Consider the following 23,847-nt stretch of genomic DNA (forward strand, 5'->3'; position numbering starts at 1 on the left):
CGGTTTGGCCGCAGTCTAACGGGAGGGAGCGCCGATGAAAACGCGTGCCGCAGTAGCCATAGAAGCAGGCAAGCCGCTGGAGATCATGGACGTCAACCTCGAAGGCCCCAAGGCGGGCGAGGTTCTGGTCGAGATCAAGGCCACCGGGATTTGCCACACCGACGAATTCACCCTCTCCGGCGCCGACCCCGAGGGGCTCTTCCCGGCGATCCTCGGCCACGAGGGCGCGGGCGTGGTGCTGGAGGTCGGTGAGGGCGTGACGAGCGTGAAGGCGGGCGACCACGTGATCCCTCTCTACACGCCCGAGTGCCGGGAATGCGAGTACTGCCTGAACCCCAAAACCAACCTGTGTCAGGCAATCCGCTCGACGCAGGGCCAGGGCCTGATGCCCGACGGCACGTCGCGCTTCACCACGCTCGATGGCGATCCGATCCTGCATTACATGGGCTGCTCGACCTTTTCCAACCATACGGTGCTGCCGGAAATCGCGCTGGCCAAGGTTCACCCCGACGCGCCGTTCGACAAGATCTGCTACATTGGCTGCGGTGTGACGACTGGCATCGGCGCGGTCATCAACACGGCCAAGGTCGAGATCGGCGCACGCGCCATCGTCTTCGGGTTGGGCGGCATTGGTCTCAATGTGATCCAGGGGCTGCGACTCGCCGGGGCCGACCAGATCGTCGGAGTTGATCTCAACCCCGACAAGAAGGCGATGGCCGAGCACTTCGGCATGACCGACTTCGTTAACCCCGCGGAGGTCGAGGGGGACCTGGTCCCCTACCTCGTGGATCTGACGAAGGGCGGCGCCGATTATACTTTCGACGCCACGGGCAATGTGAACGTCATGCGCACGGCGCTGGAATCGGCCCACAAGGGGTGGGGCGAGTCGGTCATCATCGGCGTCGCGCCCGCCGGCGCCGAGATCTCCACCCGCCCGTTCCAGCTCGTGACGGGGCGGGTTTGGCGCGGCACGGCCTTCGGCGGCGCGCGCGGCCGGACCGATGTGCCAAAGATCGTGGACTGGTACATGCAGGGTAAAATCGAGATCGACCCGATGATCACGCACACCCTGTCCCTTGACGAAATCAACCAGGGTTTCGACCTGATGCACGCGGGCGAGTCGATTCGCTCGGTTGTCGTGTACTGAAGGTTGAAATCGGGGCCTTGCGCCCTTTTTCCCGTGAATGAAGAAAGCGAGAGGGCAGATCGGCCCACCCGCATGACGAGGCCGACAGGCCGAAAGGAATCAATGCCCGAGCAACGTCCCCTGCTTGCCGTCCTGATAGACGCCGACAATACCTCTCCCCAGTTCGCCCAGGCGATCTTCGACGAAATCGCGGCTTTCGGGGAGGCATCCGTCCGCCGGGTCTACGGTGACTTCTCATCGTCCCAGATGAAGGGCTGGTCCAAGGTGCAAGCGGAGTTCGGCCTCGTTCCCCACCACCAGCCGGCAAACACCGTTGGCAAGAATGCCTCCGACATCGCACTGGTGATCGATGCGATGGACCTGCTCCATACCGGCCGTTTCGACGGTTTCATGCTCGTCTCCTCCGACAGCGATTTCACCCGGCTCGCCAGCCGTATCCGCGAACAGGGGCTGGACGTTTACGGGATCGGCCAGCGGAAGACGCCGGAAGCGTTCCGGAAAGCGTGCAAACGCTTCATCTACCTTGAGAACATCGACACCCGCGCGGCCGGCGATGAGGCCAAGAGTACGGACAAGAAACCGGACACGAAGTCGAAGCCGCTGAACGAGGCACGCGACCTGATCGTAAAGGCGATGGATGGCATCGAACAGGACGACGACTGGTACCCGCTGGGCCAGCTCGGCCAGTTTGTCGTTGCCGCGAATCCGGACTTCGACACCCGCACCTACGGCAAGAAAAAGCTGTCGGACCTCGTCCAGTCGATAAAACTTTTCGAAACGCGCCGTGGCCCCGGGAACCAATTGCAGGTCCGCCGACTTGATTGACACTGGGCGTCGGCGGAAACCCGCGGCTGTTTCCGGATTGCGAACATAAAGTGTCCAAAATTTGGCATGAATGTGATCGGGGAATCGTTCGAGACCACTCCACGGATGCACGGGATTTTGATAGATTGCGGTCTTGTTGGCATGATCGCCGCAGGACACGAGTATCCGGACAGCGCTGTGCTTCCGGTCAAACTGGGAAGAGACAATGGCACTAGTGAGATTTACCAAGGCGCATGACCGGCACTTCGGTTATACGGAATTCGAGAATTATGACATGGCGCGCTTCGACGTCAAAGCCGGCGTGATGGTTCTCAGACACGAAGACGGCAAAAGCGCCGGCAGCAATTTTCCTTTGAGAATAAAAATTACCTTCTCCGACGACCTCAAGACGACGAAAATCGGCGGCGATCAGGTCATCACTTCCGGCGAGATCGAATCAATCAAATGGTATGGTAAGGACGGCGACCTCGAAGTTGCGATGACCAACGTGGGCATCGACGCGGCGACGTTCCAACGTTTCTTTACTGATTTCTCGGCTCGAACCTTCGACAACCTCGTGGCTGGAGGGTCCACATTCAATGCGGCCGGGACGAGCGACATTCGCACCGGCAGTGGCGACGACGTCGTCAATTGTGCTACTGGGTACAGCTATAACGAAATTTTCGACAACGGCGGGTCGGATACCTACAACGGCGGCCTTGGGACGGACGTTCTCCTCTACACCAACTGGAGCTATTTCCGGCAAGTCGCGCCTACGGGGATCTTGGCCGACCTCGGCGCCGGCACGGTGATCGGTCCGGACGGAGGAACTGACACTGTCGTATCCATCGATAAAATTTTTGCGACTAACTACAATGATGTTCTCCGAGGCAGCGCTAACGCCGACGAGTTCGGCGGCCTCGGCGGGAACGACATTATTAACGGTCGCAAGGGCATCGATACGGTAAACTACCAGCGTGACACGCAGAACGGTGGCGACTACGGCATCAACGCCAACTTGAAAAAGGGCGTGGTCCGAGACGGGTTCGGCTCAACTGACACGGTGCGAAACATCGAAAACGTGATCGGCACCAGCAAGCGGGACTTGTTCATCGGCGACAACGCCGACAACACCTTCACGGGCAACGCGGCTCGCGATAAGTTTGTCTTCATCGGCGCAAACTTTGGTAGCGACACCATCACGGACTTCGATCAGAGCCGGAACGAAAAGATTGTCATGAGGGCCGCCGACGGCTTCGGCGATCTGACGATCGATTACCGTGCGAACGGGGCGCTCATCGAGCTGAACGACGATTCCTCGGTCTTCCTCAAGGGGTTTGACGGAACGTTGGACTCCGGCGACTTCATCTTCTGATAATCGCCATGCTCATTGCCGCTCCCGTGTCGAATGACATGGGGGCGGTTCACGTGCCGTACCTAGCCAGGAACATGTCCACCGCGCCCGTCGCGATACGTTTCTGATCGGCGGCGGAATAGTCCCGCTCCAGCCCCATGACGAGCCGCGGGAACAGGTCCACCTTACACAGCTCCAGGAACTGATCGGCTGCGAGATCCAGATCTGCGATCACCAGCTCGCCGCGGTCGATGGCGTTTTGGAAGTATCCGATCAGCACCGCGCGGGCCCGCGCTGGACCATTCTGCCAGTATTCCCTTCCGAGTTCGGGGAAGCGCTCACTCTCCGCGACAACCACCCGATAGATCGCGCGCCCGAAATCCGACAGGAAGAAGCACATGAGGTCCATAGCGGCGGCGTAGAGAACCTCCGCGGGAGGCCGGTCGCCATTGATTTCCTGTACCGCGTCGTAGGCCTGCCTGCAGCAGCCCGCCGTCGCGACCTCCAGAAACAGTAACCGCTTATCGGGGAAGTAGCTGTAGAGCGTCGCCTTGGAGACACCGGCGGCCTTGGCGATATCGTCGACGCTGGCGCCTTCGAACCCGTCGTGAAGGAAGATCTGTCGGGCCCCGGCGATCACCTGATCGTACTTGCGCCCGCGCTTTATCTGGTCGGAAATAGCATGCATCGACAGCCCTCCAAGCGTCGCGCAGCATAAACCGTCCAGTTCAGTTACGGCAAGCCGACAATGCCCATCGACCATCCTGCGCCCGCTGGTGGTGCCGTGCTGCCGCGCCCTTGCAGATTTGGCGGATCGCCCCGGCGCTTGTGGCCGATGACGTCGAGACCATGGCGTGCTAGGGGCGAGGGATGCTGCCGATCTTTCTGAAAACCTTGCCGTTCTTCGGCCTGATTGCCTTGGGCTATGGCGCCGGGCGGACGCGGTTCTTTCCGGAAGAGGCCACCGCCTGGCTGACGAAATTCGTCTTCTTCTTCGCGCTCTCGGCCATGCTCTTCCGCTTTTCCGCCAACCTGTCGCTTGGGGATGTGCTGGATTGGAATTTCATCCAAGCGTACCTCGCGGGGAGCCTTGTCGTTTACACCTTGGTGACCGTGGTCGCCATGGTCCGCCGCCTTCCCACGGCAGAGGGCGCTGTGGAGGCACAATGCGCGGTGATCGGGAATACGGGGTTTCTCGGCGTACCGATGTTGACCCTTCTGCTGGGCAAGGCGGCCATCGGCCCGGTGATGCTCGTGCTGGCGGTGGACCTGATGGTGTTCTCCAGCCTGATCGTCATCATCATCAATGGAAGCCGCGACGGCCGGATCGCGCCAGGCGTGCTGCTCACGGTGGGGCGTGGACTGCTGGCCAACCCGATGATCGTGTCCATCGTGGCAGGGTTTGCTTGGGCGGCGCTGAAGCTGCCGATCCCGGCGCCGATGGAAGAGTTCCTGACGCTCCTCGGGTCCGCGGCCACGCCAGGCGCCTTGTTCGCCATCGGTGCCTCGCTGGCCTCAAAGACGGCGGAACGGCTCACGGTCGCCACCTGGCTCGCCGTGTGCAAGCTCATCCTGCACCCCCTTGCGGTGGCCGTCGCGGCGCTGCTGATCTTCAATGTGGAGCGGTTCTCGGCGGGCGTCATGATCTCGGCCGCCTCCCTCCCCGTTGCCGGCAATGTCTACATGCTCGCGCAGCACTACCGCGTCGCGCCTCACAGGGCCTCCACCGCCATCCTCGTGTCAACGGCGGCATCGATCCTGACCCTGCCCGCCATCATCGCCCTCGTCGGCGGCTGACCTGCCCCCCTTGTCCGTCCCAGTCGCCGCGGCTAGGCCTTGTCAAAACGGAGATGGAGGCGGCACGATGGAAATGATTTCCGAGAACCGGTGTTTCGGCGGGGTGCAGGGGGTCTACAGTCACGAATCGGCGTGCTGCAGCACGACCATGACATTCGGCCTCTACCTTCCACCCCAAGCCGCGCATGGCCCGGTGCCCGTGCTGTGGTACCTCTCCGGCCTGACCTGCACCCACGAGAATGCCATGGTGAAGGCCGGTGCGCAGGCCCATGCCGCGCACGCAGGCCTCGCGCTGGTCTTCCCGGACACGTCGCCGCGCGGCGAAGGGGTGGCAGATGATGAGGCCTATGACCTCGGGCAGGGCGCGGGCTTCTACGTCAACGCCACCCGGTCGCCGTGGGAGCCGCATTTCCGCATGTGGGACTACGTGGCTGAGGAGCTTCCTGCCCTCGTCGTGTCCGAATTTCCGCTGGACGCCGACAGGCAGGCGATCACGGGCCACTCCATGGGCGGGCACGGCGCGCTGACGCTCGCCATTGGCTTGCCCGGCCGATTCGCCTCTGCGTCCGCCTTCGCTCCGATCGCGCATCCGAGCCAGTCCGACTGGGGCCGCAAACAGCTCTCGGCTTATCTCGGTGAGCAGGAAAGCACCTGGGCCGCCCATGATTCCGTGCTGCTGATGCAGGACAGGGGTTTTGACGGCCCGCTGCTCGTGGATCAGGGCAGCGACGACCAGTTCCTCGACCTGCTGAAGCCGGAGGTGCTTGCCGAGGCCATGGCCGCACGGCGGCAGGAGGGCGCGTTCCGCATCCAGAAGGGCTACGATCACTCCTACTTCTTCATATCGACCTTTATGGGCGATCACGTCGCCTTCCACGCAGACGCTTTGGCCCTGTCGTGACCACGATCTACGTCGATGCCGATGCCTGCCCGGTGAAGGTCGAAACGGAGCGAACCGCTACGCGCCACGGTGTGCCTATGGTTCTGGTCTGCAACGGCGGGTTGCGGGCGCCGGACAATCCGCTGGTTCGCGTCGTCTACGTCGAGGAGGGGCTGGACGTGGCGGACCGCTGGATCGCCGAACATGCGAGCGACGGCGACATCGTGGTGACGGCGGACATCCCGCTGGCCGCCGATTGCGTGACCGCCGGGGCCCTGGTGTTGAAGCCGGACGGCGAGGAACTGACGGACCGGAACATCGGAAACGCTCTGGCGACCCGGAACCTGATGACCGACCTTCGCAGCGCCGATCCGTTGCGCCCCGGTGGCGGACGGCCGTTCTCCAAGGCGGACCGCGCCCGGTTCGCGCAGGCGCTGGACCGGGCGTTGACACGCGCCCGCAAACGCGGTGGGTAGGCCGCAACCCCCTGACGGAGATGGCCTCATGCCCGTGGACCTTGTGATTTTCGACATCGGCAACGTTCTGATCGAATGGCAACCCGAACGCTACTACGACGGCGTGATCGGCCCGGAGCGCCGGGAGGCGATGTTCGCTCAGGTGGACCTCCACGGCATGAATGACGAGGTCGACCGGGGCGGCGACTTCCGCGAAACGATCTACGCCACCGCAGAGCGCTATCCCGAGTGGCGAGATGAGATCCGTTTGTGGCATGATCGGTGGATCGACATTGCCGCGCCGGCCATCGACCACTCCGTTCGGCTCCTCCGGGCACTGCGGTCGAAGGGCGTGCCGGTACATGCGTTGACCAATTTCGGAATCGGCAGCTTCGAGGTCGCCGCGTCGGCCTACGACTTTCTGAACGAGTTTGACGCCCGCCATATCTCGGGTCATCTCGGCGTGATCAAGCCCGCCCCCCGCATCTACGAGATCGTCGAGGAACAGGGTGGTACCGCCCCGGAGCGGATCCTGTTCACCGACGATCGACCGGACAATATCGCGACAGCACAGGCCAGAGGCTGGCAGACGCACCTGTTCGAGGACCCGCAGGGATGGGCCGACCGGCTTGTGCAGGCGGGGCTGCTCACAGCGGAGGACGCCGCCTGATCAAAGGCCGATGGCGGGCAGTATCCGCCGTGAAGCGCCCGGCCCTGCTCCGTGCTTTCCAATCCCCCCCACCACGCCTAAAACCGCTGCGATGACCCGCACGATGATCGATATTTACAACGCCCGTGCCGCCGAGGGGCTGCTGACGCCCGACCCGGCTCAAGCCGCCGCGCTGCCGGAGCTTGAGCGCGTCCGCTACGAGCTTGCCCATCGCCAACCGACGCGACCTCGCGGCGGCTTGCGAGGTCTGCTGTCGCGGTCCGCGGAACCGGAACCGGTGCGCGGGTTGTACCTCTGGGGTGGCGTCGGACGCGGAAAGTCGATGCTAATGGACCTGTTCTTCGAAGCTGTGCGCACGGAGCGCAAGCGGCGGGTCCACTTCCACGCCTTCATGCAGGAAATCCACGCAGGCCTGCACGAGGCACGAAAGAAGGGTGTCGAGGACGCGATTCTGCCCGTCGCCGACGAGGTGATCGCGCACGTGGATCTGCTCTGCTTCGACGAGATGCAAATCACGGACATCACTGATGCGATGATCGTCGGGCGCCTGTTCGAGCGGTTGTTTGCTGCGGGCGTGGTCGTTGTGACCACATCTAACCGGGTGCCGGACGATCTTTACAAGGATGGGCTCAACCGCCAACTCTTCCTGCCGTTCATCGAGATGATCAAACGGCGGATGGTGGTGCACGAACTGGCGTCGGACAAGGACTATCGCCAGGACAGGCTCGCGGGGTCGCCGGTCTATTTCACGCCGAATGACCACGCCGCGCGGGCGGCGATCCAGGAGATCTGGAACGACCTATCGGGCGGCGACGCACCGCCCCTGGTTCTGACGGTGAAGGCGCGACCGGTCGAAATACCGGCGTTTCGGAACGGCGTCGCGAGGGCCGGGTTTTTCGACCTGTGCGGCCATCCGCTTGGGCCCGCGGACTACCTCGCCATCGCGGACGTGGCAAAAGTTCTGGTGCTGACGGACATCCCATGCCTCGGCCGGTCGAACTTCAACGAGGCCCGCCGCTTCGTGACCCTGATCGATGCGCTCTACGAGGCGAAGGTCCGGCTGATCTGTTCCGCGGCGGCAGAGCCGGAGTTGCTTTACCTTGAAGGCGAGGGCACGTTCGAGTTCGAACGCACGGCCAGCCGCCTGCGGGAAATGCAATCGGCCGACTGGGGGCGCGCCACCGCCGAGGCCTGAGCGCAACCGCGCGCCGAAAGCGCCCCCCCCAAAACCGGACGAGGTGCGGCAGCACCGGGCCCGGGCGGGAGCCCTCCCGCCAGGCTTTGACACATCGAAGATGTGCCAGTTGGGCCGGGCCGCGCGCTCACGCACGCGGTACCTCCGGCGGGGATATTTCCGGACGCAAGAAATTGCGGGACGGACCGCCCTAGGTGTTGGTCGCCAAGACGTGGCCCGCGAGATAGAGGGAGCCGCAGATGACGATGCGGGCGTTCGGGCATTCGGCCACGATGGATTCGAGCGCGGTACCGACATCAGGTGCCGTGCCTGCGGCGATGCCGGACGACGCGGCGGCGGCCGCAAGGGTTCGGGGGTCGGCCGCTCCCGCCTCGCCGGGGATCGGAACAGCCGTCAGGCGTGCGGCGTGTGGAGCGAGCGGTGCCAGCACGTCCACAGGGTCGCGGTTGGCGAGCAAGGCGAAGACGAGGTGGGTGGGACGGTGTGGCAGGGTGGCGAGGGTTGCGGCCACGGCGTATGTCGCGTGAGCATTATGGCCGCCGTCCAGCCAGATCTCCGCTCCCGGCGCGGCCGCCACGAGCGGTCCCCGGCGGAGGCGTTGCATCCGGGCGGGCCAACGCGCGTGCGTCATCGCTGCTTCGCAGGCGTCTTCGCCCCGGCCCAGCAACCGGAGCACCGCGAGCGCCGCGCCGGCATTGTCGATCTGGTGCGGGCCAGCAAGTGCGGGCAAAGGCAAATCAAGAAGGCCGCTGTCGTCCTGAAACACCAGCCGGCCGTGTTCTTCCCAAGCGTGCCAGTGCTGCCCCTGGGCAACCAGCGGCGCGCCGAGCCGGGCTGCCTGTGCCTCTATCACATCCAGCGCCGCCTCTTCCTGACGGCCGACCACGCAGGGCACACCGCGCTTCAAGATCCCTGCTTTCTCCGCAGCTATCTCAGCCAGGGAGTCACCGAGGAAGGCCTGATGGTCCAGGGCGACGGGCGTGATTACGGTCAGCCGGGGTCGGTCGATGACGTTCGTGGTGTCCATCCGCCCACCCATACCGACTTCCAGCAACAGCATGTCGGCGGGGGTTTCGGCGAAGGCGAGAAACGCCGCGCAGGTGGTCGCCTCGAAGAACGTCACCGGTTGCCCCCCGTTCGCCTCCAGCGTGCGCTCGAGGATATCGCAGAGCGCAGACTCGGAAACCTCCCGCCCCGCCAGCAGGATGCGTTCGTGGAACCGGACGAGATGTGGCGAGGTGCAGGCGTGGATGCTGAGACCGGCGTGTTCGAGCCCGGCCCGGATCATCGCCAGCGTCGATCCCTTGCCGTTCGTCCCTGCGATATGAACCACGGGGGGCAAGCTTGTCTGCGGATTGCCGAGCGCGCCCAGCAGCCGCCAGGTGCGGTCGAGCGAGAGGTCGATCTCGGACGAATGGAGCTGTGTCAGCCGGTCAAGCAGCACGTCGCTGCCGGTCGTGGTCACTGCTGGGCGCCCGTCTCCGCCGGGGTTGGGCCCGCGCCATCACGGGCGTCGGCCTTCGCCTTTGGGGCGGCCGGTGCGGCGATTGCAATATCGGCCGGCGGCGGCAGGTCTCCCTTTACCGCCGGGGGCAGGCCAAGCAGCAGCCGGGTGATTGTGATCAGTTCTTCCCGCAGGGCGCGGCGGTCGACGACACGGTCGAGCATGCCGTGATCCAACAGGTACTCGGAGCGTTGAAACCCCTCGGGCAGCTTCTCGCGGATGGTTTGTTCAATCACCCGCGGCCCCGCGAAACAGATCAGCGCGTTGGGCTCGGCGATGTGGATGTCGCCCAGCATGGCGTAGCTGGCGGTGACACCGCCGGTGGTGGGGTCGGTCAGCACGACGATGTAGGGCAGGCCCTTCTCGCGCAACATCTCCACCGCGACCGTGGTGCGGGGCATCTGCATCAGGCTCAGGATGCCCTCCTGCATCCGGGCGCCACCGGCAGCGGAGAACAGGATCAACGGCCGTTCCAGCTTCACCGCACGCTCGGCGGCGGCGATGATCGCGTTGCCGACGTACATCCCCATGGAACCGCCCATGAAGGTGAAGTCCTGGGCTGCGGCCACGATCGGCGTGCGGCCCATTTCGCCTTCGGCCACCAGCATCGCCTCGTGCTCGCCGGTTTTCTTCTGCGCTGCCTTCAACCGATCCGGATAGCGTTTCTGATCCCGGAACTGCAGCGGATCCGAAACCGGTTCGGGGACGGGGACGATGGTATAGACGCCCGCATCGAACAGATTGGCGAAGCGCTCCCGCGGGGTCAGCGCCATGTGGTGATCGCAGTTGCTGCAGACGTTCAGGTTTTCCTTCAGCTCCCGGTGAAACAGCATGGTTCCGCATTCGGGGCACTTGGTCCACAAGTTCTCCGGCACCTCGCGGCGCGAAAACAGCGAGTTGATCTTGGGCCGAACGTAGTTGGAGATCCAGTTCATGGAGGGTCCTTCACGCCTGTTGCGGGGCCTGAGATATTCGCGTTGCAGAGCAATTGCAATTACTGCGCTCGGCGGGTCAGCCGGCGCCGCGTCAGCCACCAGACGAGCACCAGCACCGCGACCGATATCCCTATCGACAGGCCTTGCGCGGCAGCGCGGCCCTCTGGCGCGGGCGTAACGTAGAGCGCCAGTCCGGTGATCGTGTCGGCCGTCGCGAGCCCGAGGATCCCGGCGAGGTTGTTGCCGAAATGCAGGCCCATCGCGGCGCCGAGGCTGCCCGTCTGCTCCGTCAGGTCGGCGGCCAGGAGCCCGAAAATCAGGGCCGAGATCAAGACGATGATCAGGTTCGCCTCCGCGACCGGGGAGATGTGCAGGCTGGCAAAGATCAGCGCGGGTATGCCCATCCAGATCCAACGGGCATTGAACCGGGCGGCAAGCTGTTGCTGGAGGTAGCCCCGGAAGACCAGTTCCTCGGCAGCGATCTGCACGAAGATCAGGGGCAGCGCGAGCGGCAGGAGCATCAGCCAGCGGTCGAGCGGAAGGTTCGGCGTCGGCGTCTCCAGCCATACGCCGAGCGCGATCATCACGCCGTAGACAGGCACCAGGACCGCCAGCGCGGTGAAGAACCCTTCGGCCCAGTCGGCGGCATCGCCGAAGAGCGATCCCGGACCGCGAAAGTGAAAGGCCGCCGCCGCGAGCATCGGTCCAACGAACAGTCCGGCGAACGTCGTCAGAAGGAGGAGCACGGCCAGTGGTGAGTCCACCCCGCCAAAGCCCTGCGCTGCGGCCCGCATCCGGTTGAGCGCCGCAACCACATGGGTTGTGTAGGTGGGGTCGATCATTCCGGCCACCGCCACCGCGCCGCCGACCAGCATCGCTGCCATGGAGAGGAACATGAAAAAAATGAAGATGAGACCGAGCAGCAGCCGCCAAAGCTGCGGATAGTCTCGGGCGTCCTCCAGCGAGGCTTCGAAGGCGGGTGCGCGCATGAATGGGGCTCCTGTCCCGATGGTGTTAGCTTGGCGTGAGCGGCGGGGCAATCAGACCTTGAGCGCCAGCCGCGCCGCCAGCCAACTGCAAAGCGTAAGGGCAAGCTCCGGCAGGATGAGCGCACCGATGCGCGGATCGCCGAGCTGCATGGGGATGTGGTAGAGCGCCAGCCCGGACCCGGCCCCGCTCAGCGAGACCAGCAGCACGGCGGCGATGTTGTTGACGACGTGAAGGCCGAGCGCCGCGCCGATGGCCCCGGTGCGCGCAGTCAGGTCCGCTGCGGCGAGGCCGAAGGCGGTGGCCCAGACGGCGTAGACAAATGCGTTGGCACCGGCTTCGCCGGGGATCATGTGCATCAGGCCGAAGGCGAGCGACGGCACGACCAGCCAAACGGGCACGCTCGGAAACCGGGCGGCGAGTTGCTGCTGCAGATAGCCGCGAAAGAACAGCTCCTCTGTCCCCGCCTGCACGAGGATGGCGGCGAGGGAGACAGGAAGAAGCGCGATCCAGTGGCCGCGGGTCATCCCCTCGTTGCGCACCAGATCGTAGTCCTGCGGCAGCACGACCATCAGAGCCACCGTCAAGCCGCCGACAGCCAGGAAGACCCGCAAGAAGTCCGACACCACAGCCTCCCAGGGCCCGAAGAGCGTCGCCGGACTGCGCGAATGGAGGCCGTGCACGGCCATCGCAAGCCCGACCGCAAAGAAACCGAAGGTGAAAAGTGCGTAGAGCGCCGCGAACGCCGTGTCCTTGTCGAAGCTGCTCGCATCGATCAGAGCCTGTGTCTTCTCCGGGCCGATCACGTTCGAGGTGATCGCGAAGACGAGTTGGTAAAGCGCGATCCCCGCCACCAGGGTCAACACGGCGCCGGCGGCCGTGCGCCACAGTTCCGCCGTCGTCCGTGCGGGCGCGATGAAACTGAGATGTGGCTGGTATCGCATCGCGGTCCCTTTCCCCCGAAGAGGTAAGGCCTCCCGTGCGGGGGCGCAATTGCGCCTTGCACGGCGGGGCGAAGCCGCTTGCTCCGCGCCCTGCCCGGGGATATGCCAGCGGTCAAGCAAGACAGGGGAGATCCATGCTCAAGCGTCCGTTCGACAAGTCCAAACTGCCCAGCCGCCACGTGACCGAGGGGCCGGCCCGCGCACCACATCGCTCCTACTATTACGCGATGGGACTGACCGAGGAAGAGATCGCGCAGCCGTTCGTCGGCGTGGCGACCTGCTGGAACGAGGCGGCGCCCTGCAACATCTCGCTCAACCGGCAGGCGCAGGCGGTGAAACTGGGGGTGAAAGCAGGCGACGGCACACCGCGGGAATTCACAACCATCACCGTGACCGACGGCATTGCAATGGGCCACGAGGGGATGCGCTCCTCCCTCGCCAGTCGCGAAGCGATCGCGGACACGGTCGAGCTGACCATGCGCGGGCACGGCTATGACGCACTGGTCGGGCTCGCCGGATGCGACAAGTCCCTGCCGGGCATGATGATGGCGATGGTGCGCCTGAACGTGCCGTCCGTCTTCATCTACGGCGGATCGATCATGCCGGGCCGGTTCGAGGGCAAGGACGTGACGGTGCAGGACGTCTTCGAGGCGGTCGGCCGCCACCAGGCCGGGGCCAACACCGACGAGGAACTGCGCGCGCTTGAAAAGGTCGCCTGCCCCTCCGCCGGCGCCTGCGGCGGACAGTTCACCGCGAACACCATGGCCTGCGTGTCCGAGGCCATCGGCCTTGCGCTGCTAAACTCCTCCGGTGCCCCCGCGCCTTATGAGAGCCGCGACCAGTACGCGACCGCGTCCGGCGAGGCAGTGATGCTTCTGCTGGAGCGGAACATCCGAGCTCGGGACATCGTGACCCGCAAGTCGCTCGAGAACGCCGCCCGCATCGTTGCCTGCACCGGCGGGTCGACCAACGCCGGCCTCCACCTGCCGGCCATCGCGCACGAGGCGGGGATCGATTTCGACCTGTTCGACGTCTGCGACATCTTCAAGGACACCCCATATTTCGTGGACCTGAAGCCGGGCGGCCAGTTCGTCGCCAAGGACCTTTACGAGGCCGGCGGCGTGCCCGTCGTGATGAAGGAACTGCGCAAGGCGGGACTTATCCACGAGGACTGCATGACGGCCTCGGGCGAGACAATTGGCGAAGCGCTGGACCGGATCGAGGGCGAGGCTGACGGCACCGTGATCCACCCGGTTGCGACGCCACTGTCGCCAACCGGCGGCGTGGTGGGGTTGAAGGGCAACCTTGCCCCCGAAGGCGCCATCGTGAAGGTCGCCGGTATGGAAGACAAACAGCGCGTCTTCACCGGCCCCGCCCGTGTTTTCGAGTGCGAAGAAGACGCGTTCGAAGCGGTCAAGGCGCGCTCCTACAAGGAAGGCGAAGTGATCGTGATTCGGAACGAGGGCCCCGCCGGCGGCCCCGGGATGCGCGAAATGCTGGCCACCACCGCCGCGCTCTCCGGACAGGGAATGGGCAAGAAAGTGGCACTCATCACCGATGGGCGCTTTTCAGGTGCAACCCGCGGGTTCTGCGTCGGCCACGTTGGGCCGGAAGCCGCGCATGGCGGTCCGATCGCGTTGCTGCAGAACGGCGACATGATTACCATCGACGCCATCAAGGGCGAGATCTCCGTCGCGCTGAGCGATGAGGACCTGGCAGAGCGCAAGAAGAACTGGGCAGGACCGCGAGAGACCATCTACGCCACGGGCGCGCTGTGGAAATACGCGCAACTCGTGGGTGGGGCGAAGCTCGGGGCCGTGACCCATCCGGGTGGCAAGTACGAGCGGCATGTCTATATGGACCTTTAGTCCTGCATTCTATCCCGCGGCGCTCTTCGGCGCCGCGCTTTTGGTCCTTGGCGCCTGCACCCTGCAGGCGCCCGTCAGCCGAGCCACCAGTCTGCCGGATGCGCTTCGGCGCTTTCCCGTCATCGACAACGCAGTCGTGATTGCCGCCCCTGACGGCTATTGCATCGACGCCCCCGGGAGCCGCACCGAACGCCGGGATTCCTTCGTTCTGCTCGCCTCGTGCCGCGCGGTGACGGGGGACCCGTCGGCGCCGTCTCCCCGAGCACCGGGCCTGTTATCGGCGAGTGTCGACGGGGCGGGCACCGGCGCCGTGCCGACGGAGGAAGGGCTCGACAAGTTCTTTGCGTCCGCCATCGGGCGTACCGTTCTGTCTCGCCGTAACGACCCGGATTCCGTTGTGGTGGGCGAGCGGCGTTACAGCGACGAGACCTACTTGCTGCACGTAAGGGAGCGCGCGCGCGGCGACGAGGTCATGGGTTTGCAGAGCTGGCGTGCCATTTTTACCGTGAACGGCCGCATGGTGACGGCGACCTTGCGGGAACTTGCCGCCTACCCGATGTCCGAGAGCGAAGGCTTTCGGGTGGTAAAGGGATTCGCAGACGGTATCCGCCGCGCGAGTCCCTGACGGCTGGCGCCGTAGTCGGTTTACATTTGCGCCTGGAGCTTTAGACAATGGGCACACGCGGCGGCGCATGCTGGCTCCTATCTCTCCGTCGCGCAGGACTTTCAGCCGTTGGGTATGAATGGGACGGGCCGTCGTCATCTGTTTGTCGCCGTGCTGAATCTGCTCCTGCGCGGCCCGGTGATCCAGGCCGACCACGAGCGGAACCCCGATGCGCGCTCCATCCCATGGAACGCAGCGCTCTCCGCCGCAGGCTGAACACGGGTAAAAGTGCGTTTCCAATCCGTGGCCAAACTGCCCGCCGGACCGCCCGAATTTCGTTTCTGTCACAGGCCAGCACCCGGATTAGCTCCCATTTCTGGGGAGTTGACGGAAATGAGCAATGTGCAAGTGTTTCCGTGGTCACAACGATGCCGGAGAAAATCCCGACATTGTCGGCTGATCGCCGTAGTCTTGCCGGAATTCGAGACGATACCTCCTGCGGCAAGTCGAAGAGTGAGGACCGTCATGGATCGTCTGACAGAAATGGAAGCCTTTGCCACGGTCGTGGACCAGGGCGGTTTCACGGACGCCGCCAAGAAGATGGGCATTTCCAAGTCGGCCGTTTCCAAGCACGTCTCATCGTTGGAAGCGCGGCTTGGCGCGCGCCTTCTAAACCGGACAACGCGGCGGGTCTCGCCGACGGAGATCGGACTGGCTTATTACGACCGCGCTCGCAGGGTGCTGAACGACGCCGGAGAGGCGGATGCCCTGGTCACCTCCATGCAGTCTGCGCCATCCGGCCTTCTGCGCATTTCGGTAGCGACCGATTTCGGTGTGAATCATCTGTCGCCGATCCTCGGCGAATTCCTGCAGGAATTTCCCGACATCACGGTCAACATGGTGCTGAACAACCGCTACGTGGAACTCATCAGCGAAGGGTTCGACATGGCGATTCGGATCGGCGAGCTGGAGGACAGCACGCTCCGCGCCCGCAAGCTGACGGAAACGTCCAAGCGGATGATCGCGAGCCCGTCCTATTTCCAGAAGTTCGGCCGCCCGCAAAAGATCGACGATCTGAATGAGCACAAGCTGCTGCATTATTCCAACCAATCCTCCGGTAATGTCTGGAAGCTGACCGCGCCATCGGGCGAGAAGCGCCAGGTGCGCACCGCCGGTTGGCTGACGGTGAACGATGGCCAGTCGCTTCTGAATGCGGCCATCTCCGGGCTCGGCATCGCGTATCTGCCGAGCTTTCTTTATGCCGACGCGCTGAAGCAGGGGCTGGTCGAGGAAGCGATCCCCGATCTGCCGATCGACCCTCTCGGCATCTATGCCGTCTATCCCCCGGGCCGCTTCACCCAGCCGAAGGTCCGCGCCTTCATTGATTTCCTCGTGCGCAGCTTTGCCGAGAAGGGCCAGAACATCTGGTAAGACATTCCCCCTGTGTACCTTGAGGGCCGGAGTGACACGCTCCGGCCTTTTTTCTTTGGGGGTCAGCCGCCTTCGAGCAGCACCGCTTCGACCCGGCGGTTCGACCTCCGCCCCGCGTCGGTGGCGTTGTTGGCCAGCGGCGCGAGATAGCCGACGCCTTCCGCGCTAATCTTGCCACCATCCAGTCCGTAGGCCGTGACGAGCCGCTCCCGGACGGCTTGGGCCCGTTTTTTGGAGAGCGCGATGTTGCCCGCCAGCGCGCCGGTTGCATCGGTGTGACCAACGAGGGCGATCCGGGTGTCGGGGTTCTCACGCAACCACGCCGCAAGCGCCTCCAGCGATGCGAACGGACCTTCGCCCAGGGTCGACGCACCGCTGCCGAATGTGAGGTCGCTCAAGACGGTGTGCCCCCGGGACCGCAATGCGGCGACCACGCCCCCGGTGGTGGGTGCCGCGGGGGGCACGCGGAGGGGCGTATCCGCTTTGGACGTCTCCCCCGGCGTGGCGGTCGCAGTCTCAGCACTGCCCGTCGGAGCAACCTGTGTGATCTGCACGAACCCCCGGTTTGCGGAGCGGCTGACCAGCAGGCTCACGTAGTCCTCCACATCCCCCGGATGCCGAAAGGCCGCGTAGCGATAGTCGCCCAGGTCCACGTGCATCGCGGGCTCCGGTAGCACGTGCATGGCATAGCGAAAATCGAACCCGCCACAGGCGCGGGCCTCGCATTCGAACAGTACGTCGAACCCCGCATCCAGAAGCTGCGCGCTCAGCGGCGCCAGAAGCTGCATCGTGGTGAGATCGGCCGATTGGATCTGCCAGGCCGTGCGATCAACCGCCCCCTCCGCCGCCACCGTCTCGAGGTCGCCGTCGCGCCAGGCGGAAACCGGTAACATCACCCGACCAACCGGCTCGGACTCCGAAGCGGTCTGGCGGGCGCCAGATGGCAATTCGAGCGCAACCGCGCCCGCTACTGTCGGCCAGAGGCTCACGGCGAGCGGTAGCAGCGCACAAAGGCCACCCGGCCTTGCGGCGCGTGGCCGGGGTGCTCGGGGGTGTTTTTTCATGTCCTGTATACGCTTGGTGGCCGTCTATAGTTCGCGGTAGTGGTACTCTTCCACAGCTCCGAGGCCCAACGAAGCGTAAAGCGCCTTCGCCGGGGCGTTCTCACGCGTCACGAGAACGGCCAGCCACGTCGCGCCCTGCGTTTGCGCCCAGAGTGCGGCCGCCTGCATGATGTGTCGCGCGGCACCCTTCCGGCGCATGTCCCGCCTGACCTCCAGCGCGTGAACCATCGCGATATTGCCATGGATTGCGGCGAAGGCGGTGCCGGCCGGGCGGTCTCCACTACGGCCCAACAGCGCGATACGCGGCCCAACGACCCGGTCCATCACCGCAAGCCGGGCAGGCCCGATCCCTCCCTGCTCCCATATCTCCACCTGGATCTGCACGGGAGGCCAGGCGACATGGTAGGCGGTGACCGGCGGCGGTGCCTCGGCCAGCACCGCAACGGGGCACGCCAGAGCGATGACGGGATCTTTCACGCGGTAGCCCGCGGCCGCCAGCCGAGCATCGAGCGCGTCCTCTCCATAGCGGACCATAACCAACGGACGCTGGCCGAATGCAGTGTGCGCCCGCTCCATCTCCGCAATATCCGCCGATCCCACCTTGGCCGTGGCCGCAGACACCCGGCTCCCGCCGCCTTTCCCCTCTCGCACACACCAGCCCGGCACTTCGGCGATGCTCGCCGCGGGCCAGGTCGCGTCCAGCGCGGAAAAAAGGGCAGACGAAGCGGGAGGCGTCACGCAGTCGCCTCGGGGAACATCGCGGCGAGGCGGGTCATCGCGGCATCGACCCGAGATGCATCCGTACCGCGAATGACGATGTTGGTGCCGTAGGCCCCATCCCGCACGAAAGGGTAGGAGCCGACTGACAGATCGGCGAACTCTTCGGCCAGCGTCCGCAACGGCGCCGCCACCTCCCCCTCCGGGCGGCGAATCGTGAGCGACTGGGACAGCAAAGGCGTCCCCCCAGCAAGGGTCGGCAGCACGCCGGCCACCATCGCCTCGAAGATCGTCGGCACACCCGCCATGACGTGAACGTTGTTCAGGGTGAAACCGGGGGCGGCGCTGATCGGGTTGTCGATGAGCGTCGCGCCTTCGGGGATGCGGGCCATGCGCAGGCGTGCCTCGTTCAGCTCGTTGCCGCGGGCGCTCGCGTGGGCGGCTAGCAAGGCGCGGGCATCCTCCCGGACATCGAGCGGCACGCCGAACGCCTCGGCAATGCAGTCGGCGGTGATGTCGTCATGCGTCGGCCCGATCCCGCCCGACGTGAAAACCCAATCGCAGGCCTCCGACAGCGCCCGGACGGCGTCGATGATCGCCTTCCGATCGTCGGGGACCACACGCACCTCCGTCAGGCGGATTCCGCGCTTGGTCAACTCGCCCGCCAGGTGGTGCATGTTGGAATCGCGGGTGCGCCCGGAAAGGATCTCGTCACCGATCACCAGCATGGCCGCCGTTGGATTGCTCATCGTCTCACTCCTGTTGTCCGGGCCCAAGGAGCGGTATAGGCCCGGTTCATGCGCTTTCAAACCCCACTCGTTCCCGCCCGGCTGATCCGCCGGTACAAACGGTTTCTCGCCGATGCCGTCCTCGAGGAGAGCGGCGAAGAAGTCGTCGTCCACTGTCCCAATCCGGGAGCCATGCTTGGGCTGAAGGAGCCGGACATCCGGATCTGGCTGGAGCCGAACACCGACCCACGGAAGAAACTGAACTACGGCTGGAGACTCACCGAACTGCCGGACGGGCACTGGGCGGGCATCGACACCTCCGTGCCGAATCGCGTCGTGAAGGAGGCTCTGCTGGCGCGCGCGGTGCCAACGCTGGCGGAGTACACGACCGTTCGGCCTGAGGTGCGGTACGGAAGAGCGAGCCGGGTGGATTTCTTGCTGAGCGGTGCGGGCCTGCCGGACGCTTGGGTGGAGGTGAAGAACGTGCACCTGCGGCGCGCGGACGACTGGGCGGAATTTCCCGACTGCGTGACCACACGCGGCGCGCGCCACCTGGAGGACCTGTCGGAGATGGCAGCACAGGGGGCGCGTGCGGTGATGCTCTATCTGGTGCAGCGGACGGACTGCGCGCGGCTGCGCATGGCGAGCGACCTGGACCCCGGCTATGCTGCCGCCTTCGACGCTGCGCGGGCAGCGGGTGTGGAGATGATCTGCCACGGCACCTCCATCGGCCCGGGCGGGGTTTCGATCGGCCCGCCCCTGCCTGTGGATCCCTCGCCACAAGCCTGAGGGGCGTTCTGGCAATTCCTGCACGAGGGGCTTATGTTCCCGTCCAGATCGCGAACCAAGTCGAAGAGAACCTCGTGGACGACACCCGAACACGCTTAACGAAGGACGGCATCCGCCTGTACGAAGCGGCGGATTTCGCCGGCATGCACGCAGCCGGCCGCCTCGCTGCGGATATTCTCGACCGGGCAGCGCCGCTCGTCTATCCAGGCCAGACCACCGCCGAGATCGACCAGGCCGTTCAGTCCATGGTGGAGGAGGCCGGAGCGACGTCGGCAACCATCGGCTACAAGGGGTATCAGCACGCAACCTGCATCAGCGTAAACCACGTCGTCTGCCACGGCATTCCGGGCAGCAAGAAACTTCATGACGGTGACATCCTGAACATCGACGTCACGGTCATCGTCGATGGCTGGTACGGGGACACCAGTCGCATGTACGTGGCCGGCAAACCTTCCCGCAAGGCCGAGCGGTTGATGGAGGTGACCCACGACTCTCTCATGAAGGGCATCGAAATGGTGCGCCCGGGAAACACGTTCGGCGACATCGGCCACGCCATCCAGACCTTCGTCGAGGCGCACCGGATGAGCGTGGTGCGCGATTTCTGTGGCCATGGCCTCGGCCGGGTGTTCCACGCCCCGCCCAACGTGCTGCACTATGGCCGCCCTGGCACGGGTCCGATCCTGGAGGAAGGCATGTTCTTCACCATCGAGCCGATGGTGAACCTCGGCCGGCCTGAGACGAAAGTGCTCGCGGACGACTGGACGGCCGTAACCCGCGACAAGTCGCTCTCCGCGCAGTTCGAGCATTCCATCGGGGTGACGGCGAACGGGTGCGAGATCTTTACCCTTTCCCCCGCGGGCAAGTTCCACCCGACCTACTGAGCCGTACCGACGACCGGTTCCGCCAGCAGATCCTCCACGAATTGGGAGACGAACTGCGCCCGGTTCTGGCTACCGGACTTCGCATAGATGCGCGCCAGTTGAGCCCGCACCGTGCCTTCAGCCGAGCCTCGAAGCGCGGCGATCTCCGAGGTCTGGAGGCCCTTCAGGACAAAGAGCGCCACCTCGGATTCCGCGGCCGTCAGTCCCCAATCCGTAAACCGGCCCTCCACGACCTCCGAAAATGCGCCGGAGGCGATGGACAGCGCACGCTCCGCCTCGCGATTTCGTCGCAGCGTGCGGCGAATTTCATGGACGCCAAACCCGGTGCCCAGAAGCAGAGCGAGAGCAACCACGGCCTCGTAGTTGGTATGCGCATTCACCCCGATCCGGCGAAAATCCGTCAGAACGTCCGCAACGAAGAACACGCAGGCCAGAACCTGCACGGTTACGACGCAGGTGAGGACCACGACCCGCCGGCGTTCGGCCGGCGTCCGCTCCCCGTGGCGCGCCAAGGGGTGAGGCACCTTCATCTCGCCCGGCTCCCGCTCTTTCGGATCGTTCCGAAAATGAGCCTGCGGCGCGCGTGTGGCAACCCCCGCTCGGTCGCGGGAAGCCGGGCGCTGTGCGTCAGTCTTCCACGTCGGCGTTCAGAATTCGGCCGGAAGCGGCGTCGATATGGAGTTCCCACACCCGGCCATCTCGCCGGGCGTAGGCTTCTATCGTGCCGCCCTCCCGTTCGGACCGCAGCAGGTCGTAGCCTTCCCGCGCGAGCATGTCCTTAAGGCTGACCTCCTGTGAGTCTGGCGCAACCGCCGGCGGATGCGTCCTCACCGGTCGAGGTGCGACCGAGGAAGCGGTTGTCCGCAATGGCAGGACCTTGTGCGAGAGGACCTTTCCGCTGTTCATCGCGATCCGGAACTCGTGGCGCTCACCGTCGCGGAGGGCAGTCACGCGAAGCACGGACTGCCGCTTGAGAATGTCCGACAGGCTGTATCCCTCAGCTTCCAGGGCGGCGCTGACATCGGCGAGGGAATGACCAACCAACGTGCCGGGCTCCGGCGCCTGGGCCAGAGCGGAGGTCCCGCCGAGGGCGAGGGCGAACGCGAGGGTGCGAAACATCAGGGCTTCCTTCCATGCCAAAACTGGCCCGGGCGACCTGCCCGCGCTCTCTGGCAGATGGACCTTCAGCGCCGCCGGGGCCATCCGACAGGAGTTTAAAGCGCCCCGCATAAGCGCGTGCTTACGCCGGCCCGGTGGCGCCATCCGGCTCTGGCGCCCGCAGGATGGTGACGTGGGTGTCCCCATACGCGCGCCGGTCCAGCATCGAGAAACCGGGCGGCGCATCCTGTGGCGCGTTTTCCTCCCAGACGACGAGCGCCCCCGGCGTCAGCCAGCCACCCGACGCCGCAGCGGCGAGCGCCCGCGCGCCCAGCCCCTTGCCGTAGGGGGGATCTAGGAAAACCAGGTCGAAGGCTGCGCCGCGCACCGCTCCCAGACGGGTCGCGTCGCGGCGGAACACCTTCGTGACCCCCTGGGCGTGCATTCGTTCGATATTGTCCCTCAGCAACGCCCGCGCCTTGCCACCATCGTCGACAAACGTCACCTGCGTCGCGCCGCGAGACAGGGCTTCCAGCCCGAGTGCACCGGTGCCCGCAAACAAGTCCAGCACGCGTGCACCTAAAACCGGATCGTCGTGTGCGTGGGCCAGCAAGTTGAACAGGCTCTCGCGCACGCGGTCCGACGTAGGGCGCAAATGGGCGGCGGGGTCTCCCTTGCCAATTGCCGCCAGAGCCAGCCCGCGATTTTTCCCGCCGACGATCCGCATCAGGCCAGAAGCGCTTTCAGATCGGTATTCGGATCGGCCACGGCGGCCGGGTCCGCCGTCTGCCCGGCGTCGATCAGGCGCTTGCCGACCATGTACGCCCGCGGGTCGTTCATGGAATCGACTGCCAGCAGGGCGCCCTCGGCATAGTACCAGTGCGAGACGGAACTCTCCCGTCCCCCCGGCCGAACGACCACAGTGTCGTAGCCGGTATTCAGCCCCGCGATCTGCAGCTTTACGTCGTACTGGTCGGACCAGAACCACACCTTCGGGTCATAGAGCACGTCCGCGCCGAGCATGTTGCCCGCGACCAGTTCCGCCTGGTCGATAGCGTTCTGCACACTTTCGAGCCGGATGCGTCTCCCGCGCCAGGGAAAGGAGGCGCAGTCGCCCGCCGCCCAGATCTGCGGGTCGGAGGTGCGCCCCTGTGCATCGACCGCGATCCCATTGTCGAGCCTCAGCCCGGCGGCCTCCGCAAGATCCGTCGCAGGCGCGATTCCGATGCCGACGATCACCACGTCCACCGGCAGGTCCGTCCCGTCGGTCAAGCGCGCGCCGCTGACCCGGCCGGTTCCGGTGAGCCGCTCCAGCCCGACGCCCTCGCGCAGGTCCACCCCATGGGCGCGATGGAGATTTCGGAAGTAATCGGACGTCTCCGGCGCGGCCACCCGGTTCAGGATGCGGCCCGCCATTTCAACCAGCGTCACCTGCACTCCCAGCTTGCACGCCACCGCCGCAGCCTCCAGGCCGATGTACCCGCCGCCCACCACGAGCGCCCGGGCCCCGGGCTTAAGGTCCGGCTCCATCCGGTCGACGTCCCGCAGGGTTCGCACCACGTGCACGCCCGCGAGGTCGCCGCCCACAGCCGCCGGCAGGGGACGCGGCACCGAGCCGGTGGTCAGCGCGAGTTGGTCGTAGTGCAGCGCTTGTCCGCCAGTCCAAACCACGCGCTCGGTCGGGTCAATGGCGTCCACCCGGCAGTCCGTTTTCAGGGTGATCCCGTTCTCGGCGTAGAAGCTCTCAGGCCGAAGGAAAAGCCGTTCGAGGTCCATCTCCTTCAACAGATATTTCTTGGACAGGGGAGGCCGCTGGTAGGGGGGAACAGGCTCCTCGCCGATTAGCGTCAACGGTCCGGCGAAGCCCTCGGCACGCAGCTTTGCCACAAGTGCCGCCCCGGCCTGACCCGCGCCAACCACGACAATGCCTGACATGACTTCCTCCACCGGCCGGTTCCGCTCCGGCCGATACCTACGCTTGTCGGGTGGCAAATG

General features: G+C 65.2%; 26 protein-coding genes. 14 read left to right on the forward strand and 12 right to left on the reverse strand.

Annotation, left to right across the window (positions count from 1 at the left end; genetic code table 11):
• The first annotated feature begins 34 nt into the window (after positions 1–34).
• The 3 genes from BM075_RS18195 (at position 35) to BM075_RS18205 (ending at position 3,326) form a co-directional block, all read left to right on the forward strand.
• Positions 35–1,147 carry an S-(hydroxymethyl)glutathione dehydrogenase/class III alcohol dehydrogenase gene (locus BM075_RS18195; protein ID WP_093362123.1) on the forward strand — a complete coding sequence of 371 codons (1,113 nt, stop codon included), beginning with the start codon at positions 35–37 and terminating at the stop codon, positions 1,145–1,147.
• Between the two features lie 102 nt (positions 1,148–1,249).
• Positions 1,250–1,972, forward strand: a complete 723-nt coding sequence (locus BM075_RS18200) for an NYN domain-containing protein (protein ID WP_093362124.1) — start codon at positions 1,250–1,252, stop codon at positions 1,970–1,972.
• 205 nt (positions 1,973–2,177) lie between these two features.
• Positions 2,178–3,326, forward strand: a complete 1,149-nt coding sequence (locus BM075_RS18205) for a calcium-binding protein (RefSeq protein WP_093362125.1) — start codon at positions 2,178–2,180, stop codon at positions 3,324–3,326.
• A 49-nt stretch (positions 3,327–3,375) separates the two neighbouring features.
• On the opposite strand, the gene BM075_RS18210 is transcribed toward BM075_RS18205, so the two are convergent.
• Complete coding sequence (locus tag BM075_RS18210; protein ID WP_093362126.1) at positions 3,376–3,993, reverse strand: TetR/AcrR family transcriptional regulator; 618 nt, start codon at positions 3,991–3,993, stop codon at positions 3,376–3,378.
• Positions 3,994–4,175: 182 nt separating this feature from the next.
• On the opposite strand from BM075_RS18210, the gene BM075_RS18215 reads away from it, so the two are divergent.
• The 5 genes from BM075_RS18215 (at position 4,176) to zapE (ending at position 8,302) form a co-directional block, all read left to right on the forward strand.
• On the forward strand, positions 4,176–5,102 hold the full coding sequence (locus BM075_RS18215; protein WP_093362127.1) for an AEC family transporter: 927 nt from the start codon (positions 4,176–4,178) through the stop codon (positions 5,100–5,102).
• A 67-nt stretch (positions 5,103–5,169) separates the two neighbouring features.
• The gene (gene fghA / locus BM075_RS18220; protein ID WP_093362128.1) at positions 5,170–6,003 is read left to right on the forward strand and encodes an S-formylglutathione hydrolase; all 834 of its coding nucleotides are present in this window, start codon (positions 5,170–5,172) and stop codon (positions 6,001–6,003) included.
• The gene (locus BM075_RS18225; RefSeq protein ID WP_093362129.1) at positions 6,000–6,458 is read left to right on the forward strand and encodes a YaiI/YqxD family protein; all 459 of its coding nucleotides are present in this window, start codon (positions 6,000–6,002) and stop codon (positions 6,456–6,458) included. Before fghA ends, BM075_RS18225 begins: the two co-directional genes overlap by 4 nt.
• A 28-nt stretch (positions 6,459–6,486) precedes the next feature.
• On the forward strand, positions 6,487–7,107 hold the full coding sequence (locus BM075_RS18230) for an HAD family hydrolase (RefSeq protein ID WP_093362130.1): 621 nt from the start codon (positions 6,487–6,489) through the stop codon (positions 7,105–7,107).
• A gap of 103 nt (positions 7,108–7,210) precedes the next feature.
• The gene (zapE, locus tag BM075_RS18235) at positions 7,211–8,302 is read left to right on the forward strand and encodes a cell division protein ZapE (RefSeq protein ID WP_093362223.1); all 1,092 of its coding nucleotides are present in this window, start codon (positions 7,211–7,213) and stop codon (positions 8,300–8,302) included.
• 190 nt (positions 8,303–8,492) lie between these two features.
• Here the strand turns inward: zapE and BM075_RS18240 are convergent, their stop codons facing one another.
• Genes BM075_RS18240 through BM075_RS18255 form a run of 4 tightly spaced genes read right to left on the reverse strand, consistent with a single transcriptional unit; the run spans position 8,493 to position 12,672 of the window.
• On the reverse strand, positions 8,493–9,767 hold the full coding sequence (locus tag BM075_RS18240; RefSeq protein WP_093362131.1) for a bifunctional folylpolyglutamate synthase/dihydrofolate synthase: 1,275 nt from the start codon (positions 9,765–9,767) through the stop codon (positions 8,493–8,495).
• Positions 9,764–10,741, reverse strand: coding sequence for an acetyl-CoA carboxylase, carboxyltransferase subunit beta (gene accD / locus BM075_RS18245; RefSeq protein ID WP_093362132.1), 978 nt, complete (start codon positions 10,739–10,741; stop codon positions 9,764–9,766). Before accD ends, BM075_RS18240 begins: the two co-directional genes overlap by 4 nt.
• Positions 10,742–10,800: 59 nt before the next feature.
• Positions 10,801–11,730 (reverse strand): CPBP family intramembrane glutamic endopeptidase, encoded by a 930-nt coding sequence (locus BM075_RS18250; protein WP_093362133.1) that lies wholly within the window; start codon positions 11,728–11,730, stop codon positions 10,801–10,803.
• Between the two features lie 51 nt (positions 11,731–11,781).
• Positions 11,782–12,672, reverse strand: coding sequence for a CPBP family intramembrane glutamic endopeptidase (locus tag BM075_RS18255; RefSeq protein ID WP_093362134.1), 891 nt, complete (start codon positions 12,670–12,672; stop codon positions 11,782–11,784).
• Positions 12,673–12,806: 134 nt separating this feature from the next.
• Here BM075_RS18255 and ilvD point away from each other — a divergent pair, with 134 nt between their 5' ends.
• The 4 genes from ilvD to BM075_RS18270 all read left to right on the forward strand — a co-directional run bounded on the left by ilvD (position 12,807) and on the right by BM075_RS18270 (position 16,575).
• The gene (ilvD, locus tag BM075_RS18260; RefSeq protein WP_093362135.1) at positions 12,807–14,540 is read left to right on the forward strand and encodes a dihydroxy-acid dehydratase; all 1,734 of its coding nucleotides are present in this window, start codon (positions 12,807–12,809) and stop codon (positions 14,538–14,540) included.
• On the forward strand, positions 14,521–15,165 hold the full coding sequence (locus tag BM075_RS18265) for a hypothetical protein (RefSeq protein ID WP_093362136.1): 645 nt from the start codon (positions 14,521–14,523) through the stop codon (positions 15,163–15,165). The genes ilvD and BM075_RS18265 overlap by 20 nt, the downstream gene beginning before the upstream one ends.
• Before the next feature lie 108 nt (positions 15,166–15,273).
• A complete protein-coding gene (locus BM075_RS24495; protein ID WP_177208409.1) occupies positions 15,274–15,420 on the forward strand; it encodes a hypothetical protein in 147 nt (48 codons plus the stop codon).
• Positions 15,421–15,669: 249 nt separating this feature from the next.
• Positions 15,670–16,575, forward strand: coding sequence for a LysR family transcriptional regulator (locus BM075_RS18270; protein ID WP_093362137.1), 906 nt, complete (start codon positions 15,670–15,672; stop codon positions 16,573–16,575).
• A gap of 62 nt (positions 16,576–16,637) precedes the next feature.
• On the opposite strand, the gene BM075_RS18275 is transcribed toward BM075_RS18270, so the two are convergent.
• The 3 genes from BM075_RS18275 to BM075_RS18285 form a co-directional block, all read right to left on the reverse strand.
• A complete protein-coding gene (locus BM075_RS18275) occupies positions 16,638–17,468 on the reverse strand; it encodes an OmpA family protein (protein ID WP_245758903.1) in 831 nt (276 codons plus the stop codon).
• Positions 17,469–17,663: 195 nt separating this feature from the next.
• On the reverse strand, positions 17,664–18,377 hold the full coding sequence (locus tag BM075_RS18280; protein WP_093362138.1) for a GNAT family N-acetyltransferase: 714 nt from the start codon (positions 18,375–18,377) through the stop codon (positions 17,664–17,666).
• Positions 18,374–19,105, reverse strand: coding sequence for a competence/damage-inducible protein A (locus BM075_RS18285; protein WP_093362139.1), 732 nt, complete (start codon positions 19,103–19,105; stop codon positions 18,374–18,376). Before BM075_RS18285 ends, BM075_RS18280 begins: the two co-directional genes overlap by 4 nt.
• Positions 19,106–19,153: 48 nt before the next feature.
• Here BM075_RS18285 and sfsA point away from each other — a divergent pair, with 48 nt between their 5' ends.
• Both sfsA and map read left to right on the forward strand, forming a co-directional pair.
• Positions 19,154–19,873 carry a DNA/RNA nuclease SfsA gene (gene sfsA, locus BM075_RS18290; protein WP_093362140.1) on the forward strand — a complete coding sequence of 240 codons (720 nt, stop codon included), beginning with the start codon at positions 19,154–19,156 and terminating at the stop codon, positions 19,871–19,873.
• Between the two features lie 74 nt (positions 19,874–19,947).
• Complete coding sequence (gene map / locus BM075_RS18295; protein WP_093362141.1) at positions 19,948–20,754, forward strand: type I methionyl aminopeptidase; 807 nt, start codon at positions 19,948–19,950, stop codon at positions 20,752–20,754.
• On the opposite strand, the gene BM075_RS18300 is transcribed toward map, so the two are convergent.
• The 4 genes from BM075_RS18300 to BM075_RS18315 all read right to left on the reverse strand — a co-directional run bounded on the left by BM075_RS18300 (position 20,748) and on the right by BM075_RS18315 (position 23,787).
• Positions 20,748–21,284 carry a helix-turn-helix transcriptional regulator gene (locus tag BM075_RS18300; protein WP_093362142.1) on the reverse strand — a complete coding sequence of 179 codons (537 nt, stop codon included), beginning with the start codon at positions 21,282–21,284 and terminating at the stop codon, positions 20,748–20,750. The two genes, map and BM075_RS18300, sit on opposite strands and share 7 nt — an antisense overlap.
• Positions 21,285–21,381: 97 nt before the next feature.
• Complete coding sequence (locus BM075_RS18305) at positions 21,382–21,873, reverse strand: PepSY domain-containing protein (protein ID WP_093362143.1); 492 nt, start codon at positions 21,871–21,873, stop codon at positions 21,382–21,384.
• A gap of 121 nt (positions 21,874–21,994) precedes the next feature.
• Complete coding sequence (gene rsmD / locus BM075_RS18310; RefSeq protein ID WP_093362144.1) at positions 21,995–22,579, reverse strand: 16S rRNA (guanine(966)-N(2))-methyltransferase RsmD; 585 nt, start codon at positions 22,577–22,579, stop codon at positions 21,995–21,997.
• Complete coding sequence (locus BM075_RS18315) at positions 22,579–23,787, reverse strand: NAD(P)/FAD-dependent oxidoreductase (RefSeq protein WP_093362145.1); 1,209 nt, start codon at positions 23,785–23,787, stop codon at positions 22,579–22,581. Before BM075_RS18315 ends, rsmD begins: the two co-directional genes overlap by 1 nt.
• Positions 23,788–23,847: the final 60 nt, after the last annotated feature.

Origin of the sequence: Tropicimonas isoalkanivorans (genome assembly GCF_900112335.1) — a bacterium.
Lineage (GTDB): Bacteria > Pseudomonadota > Alphaproteobacteria > Rhodobacterales > Rhodobacteraceae > Tropicimonas > Tropicimonas isoalkanivorans.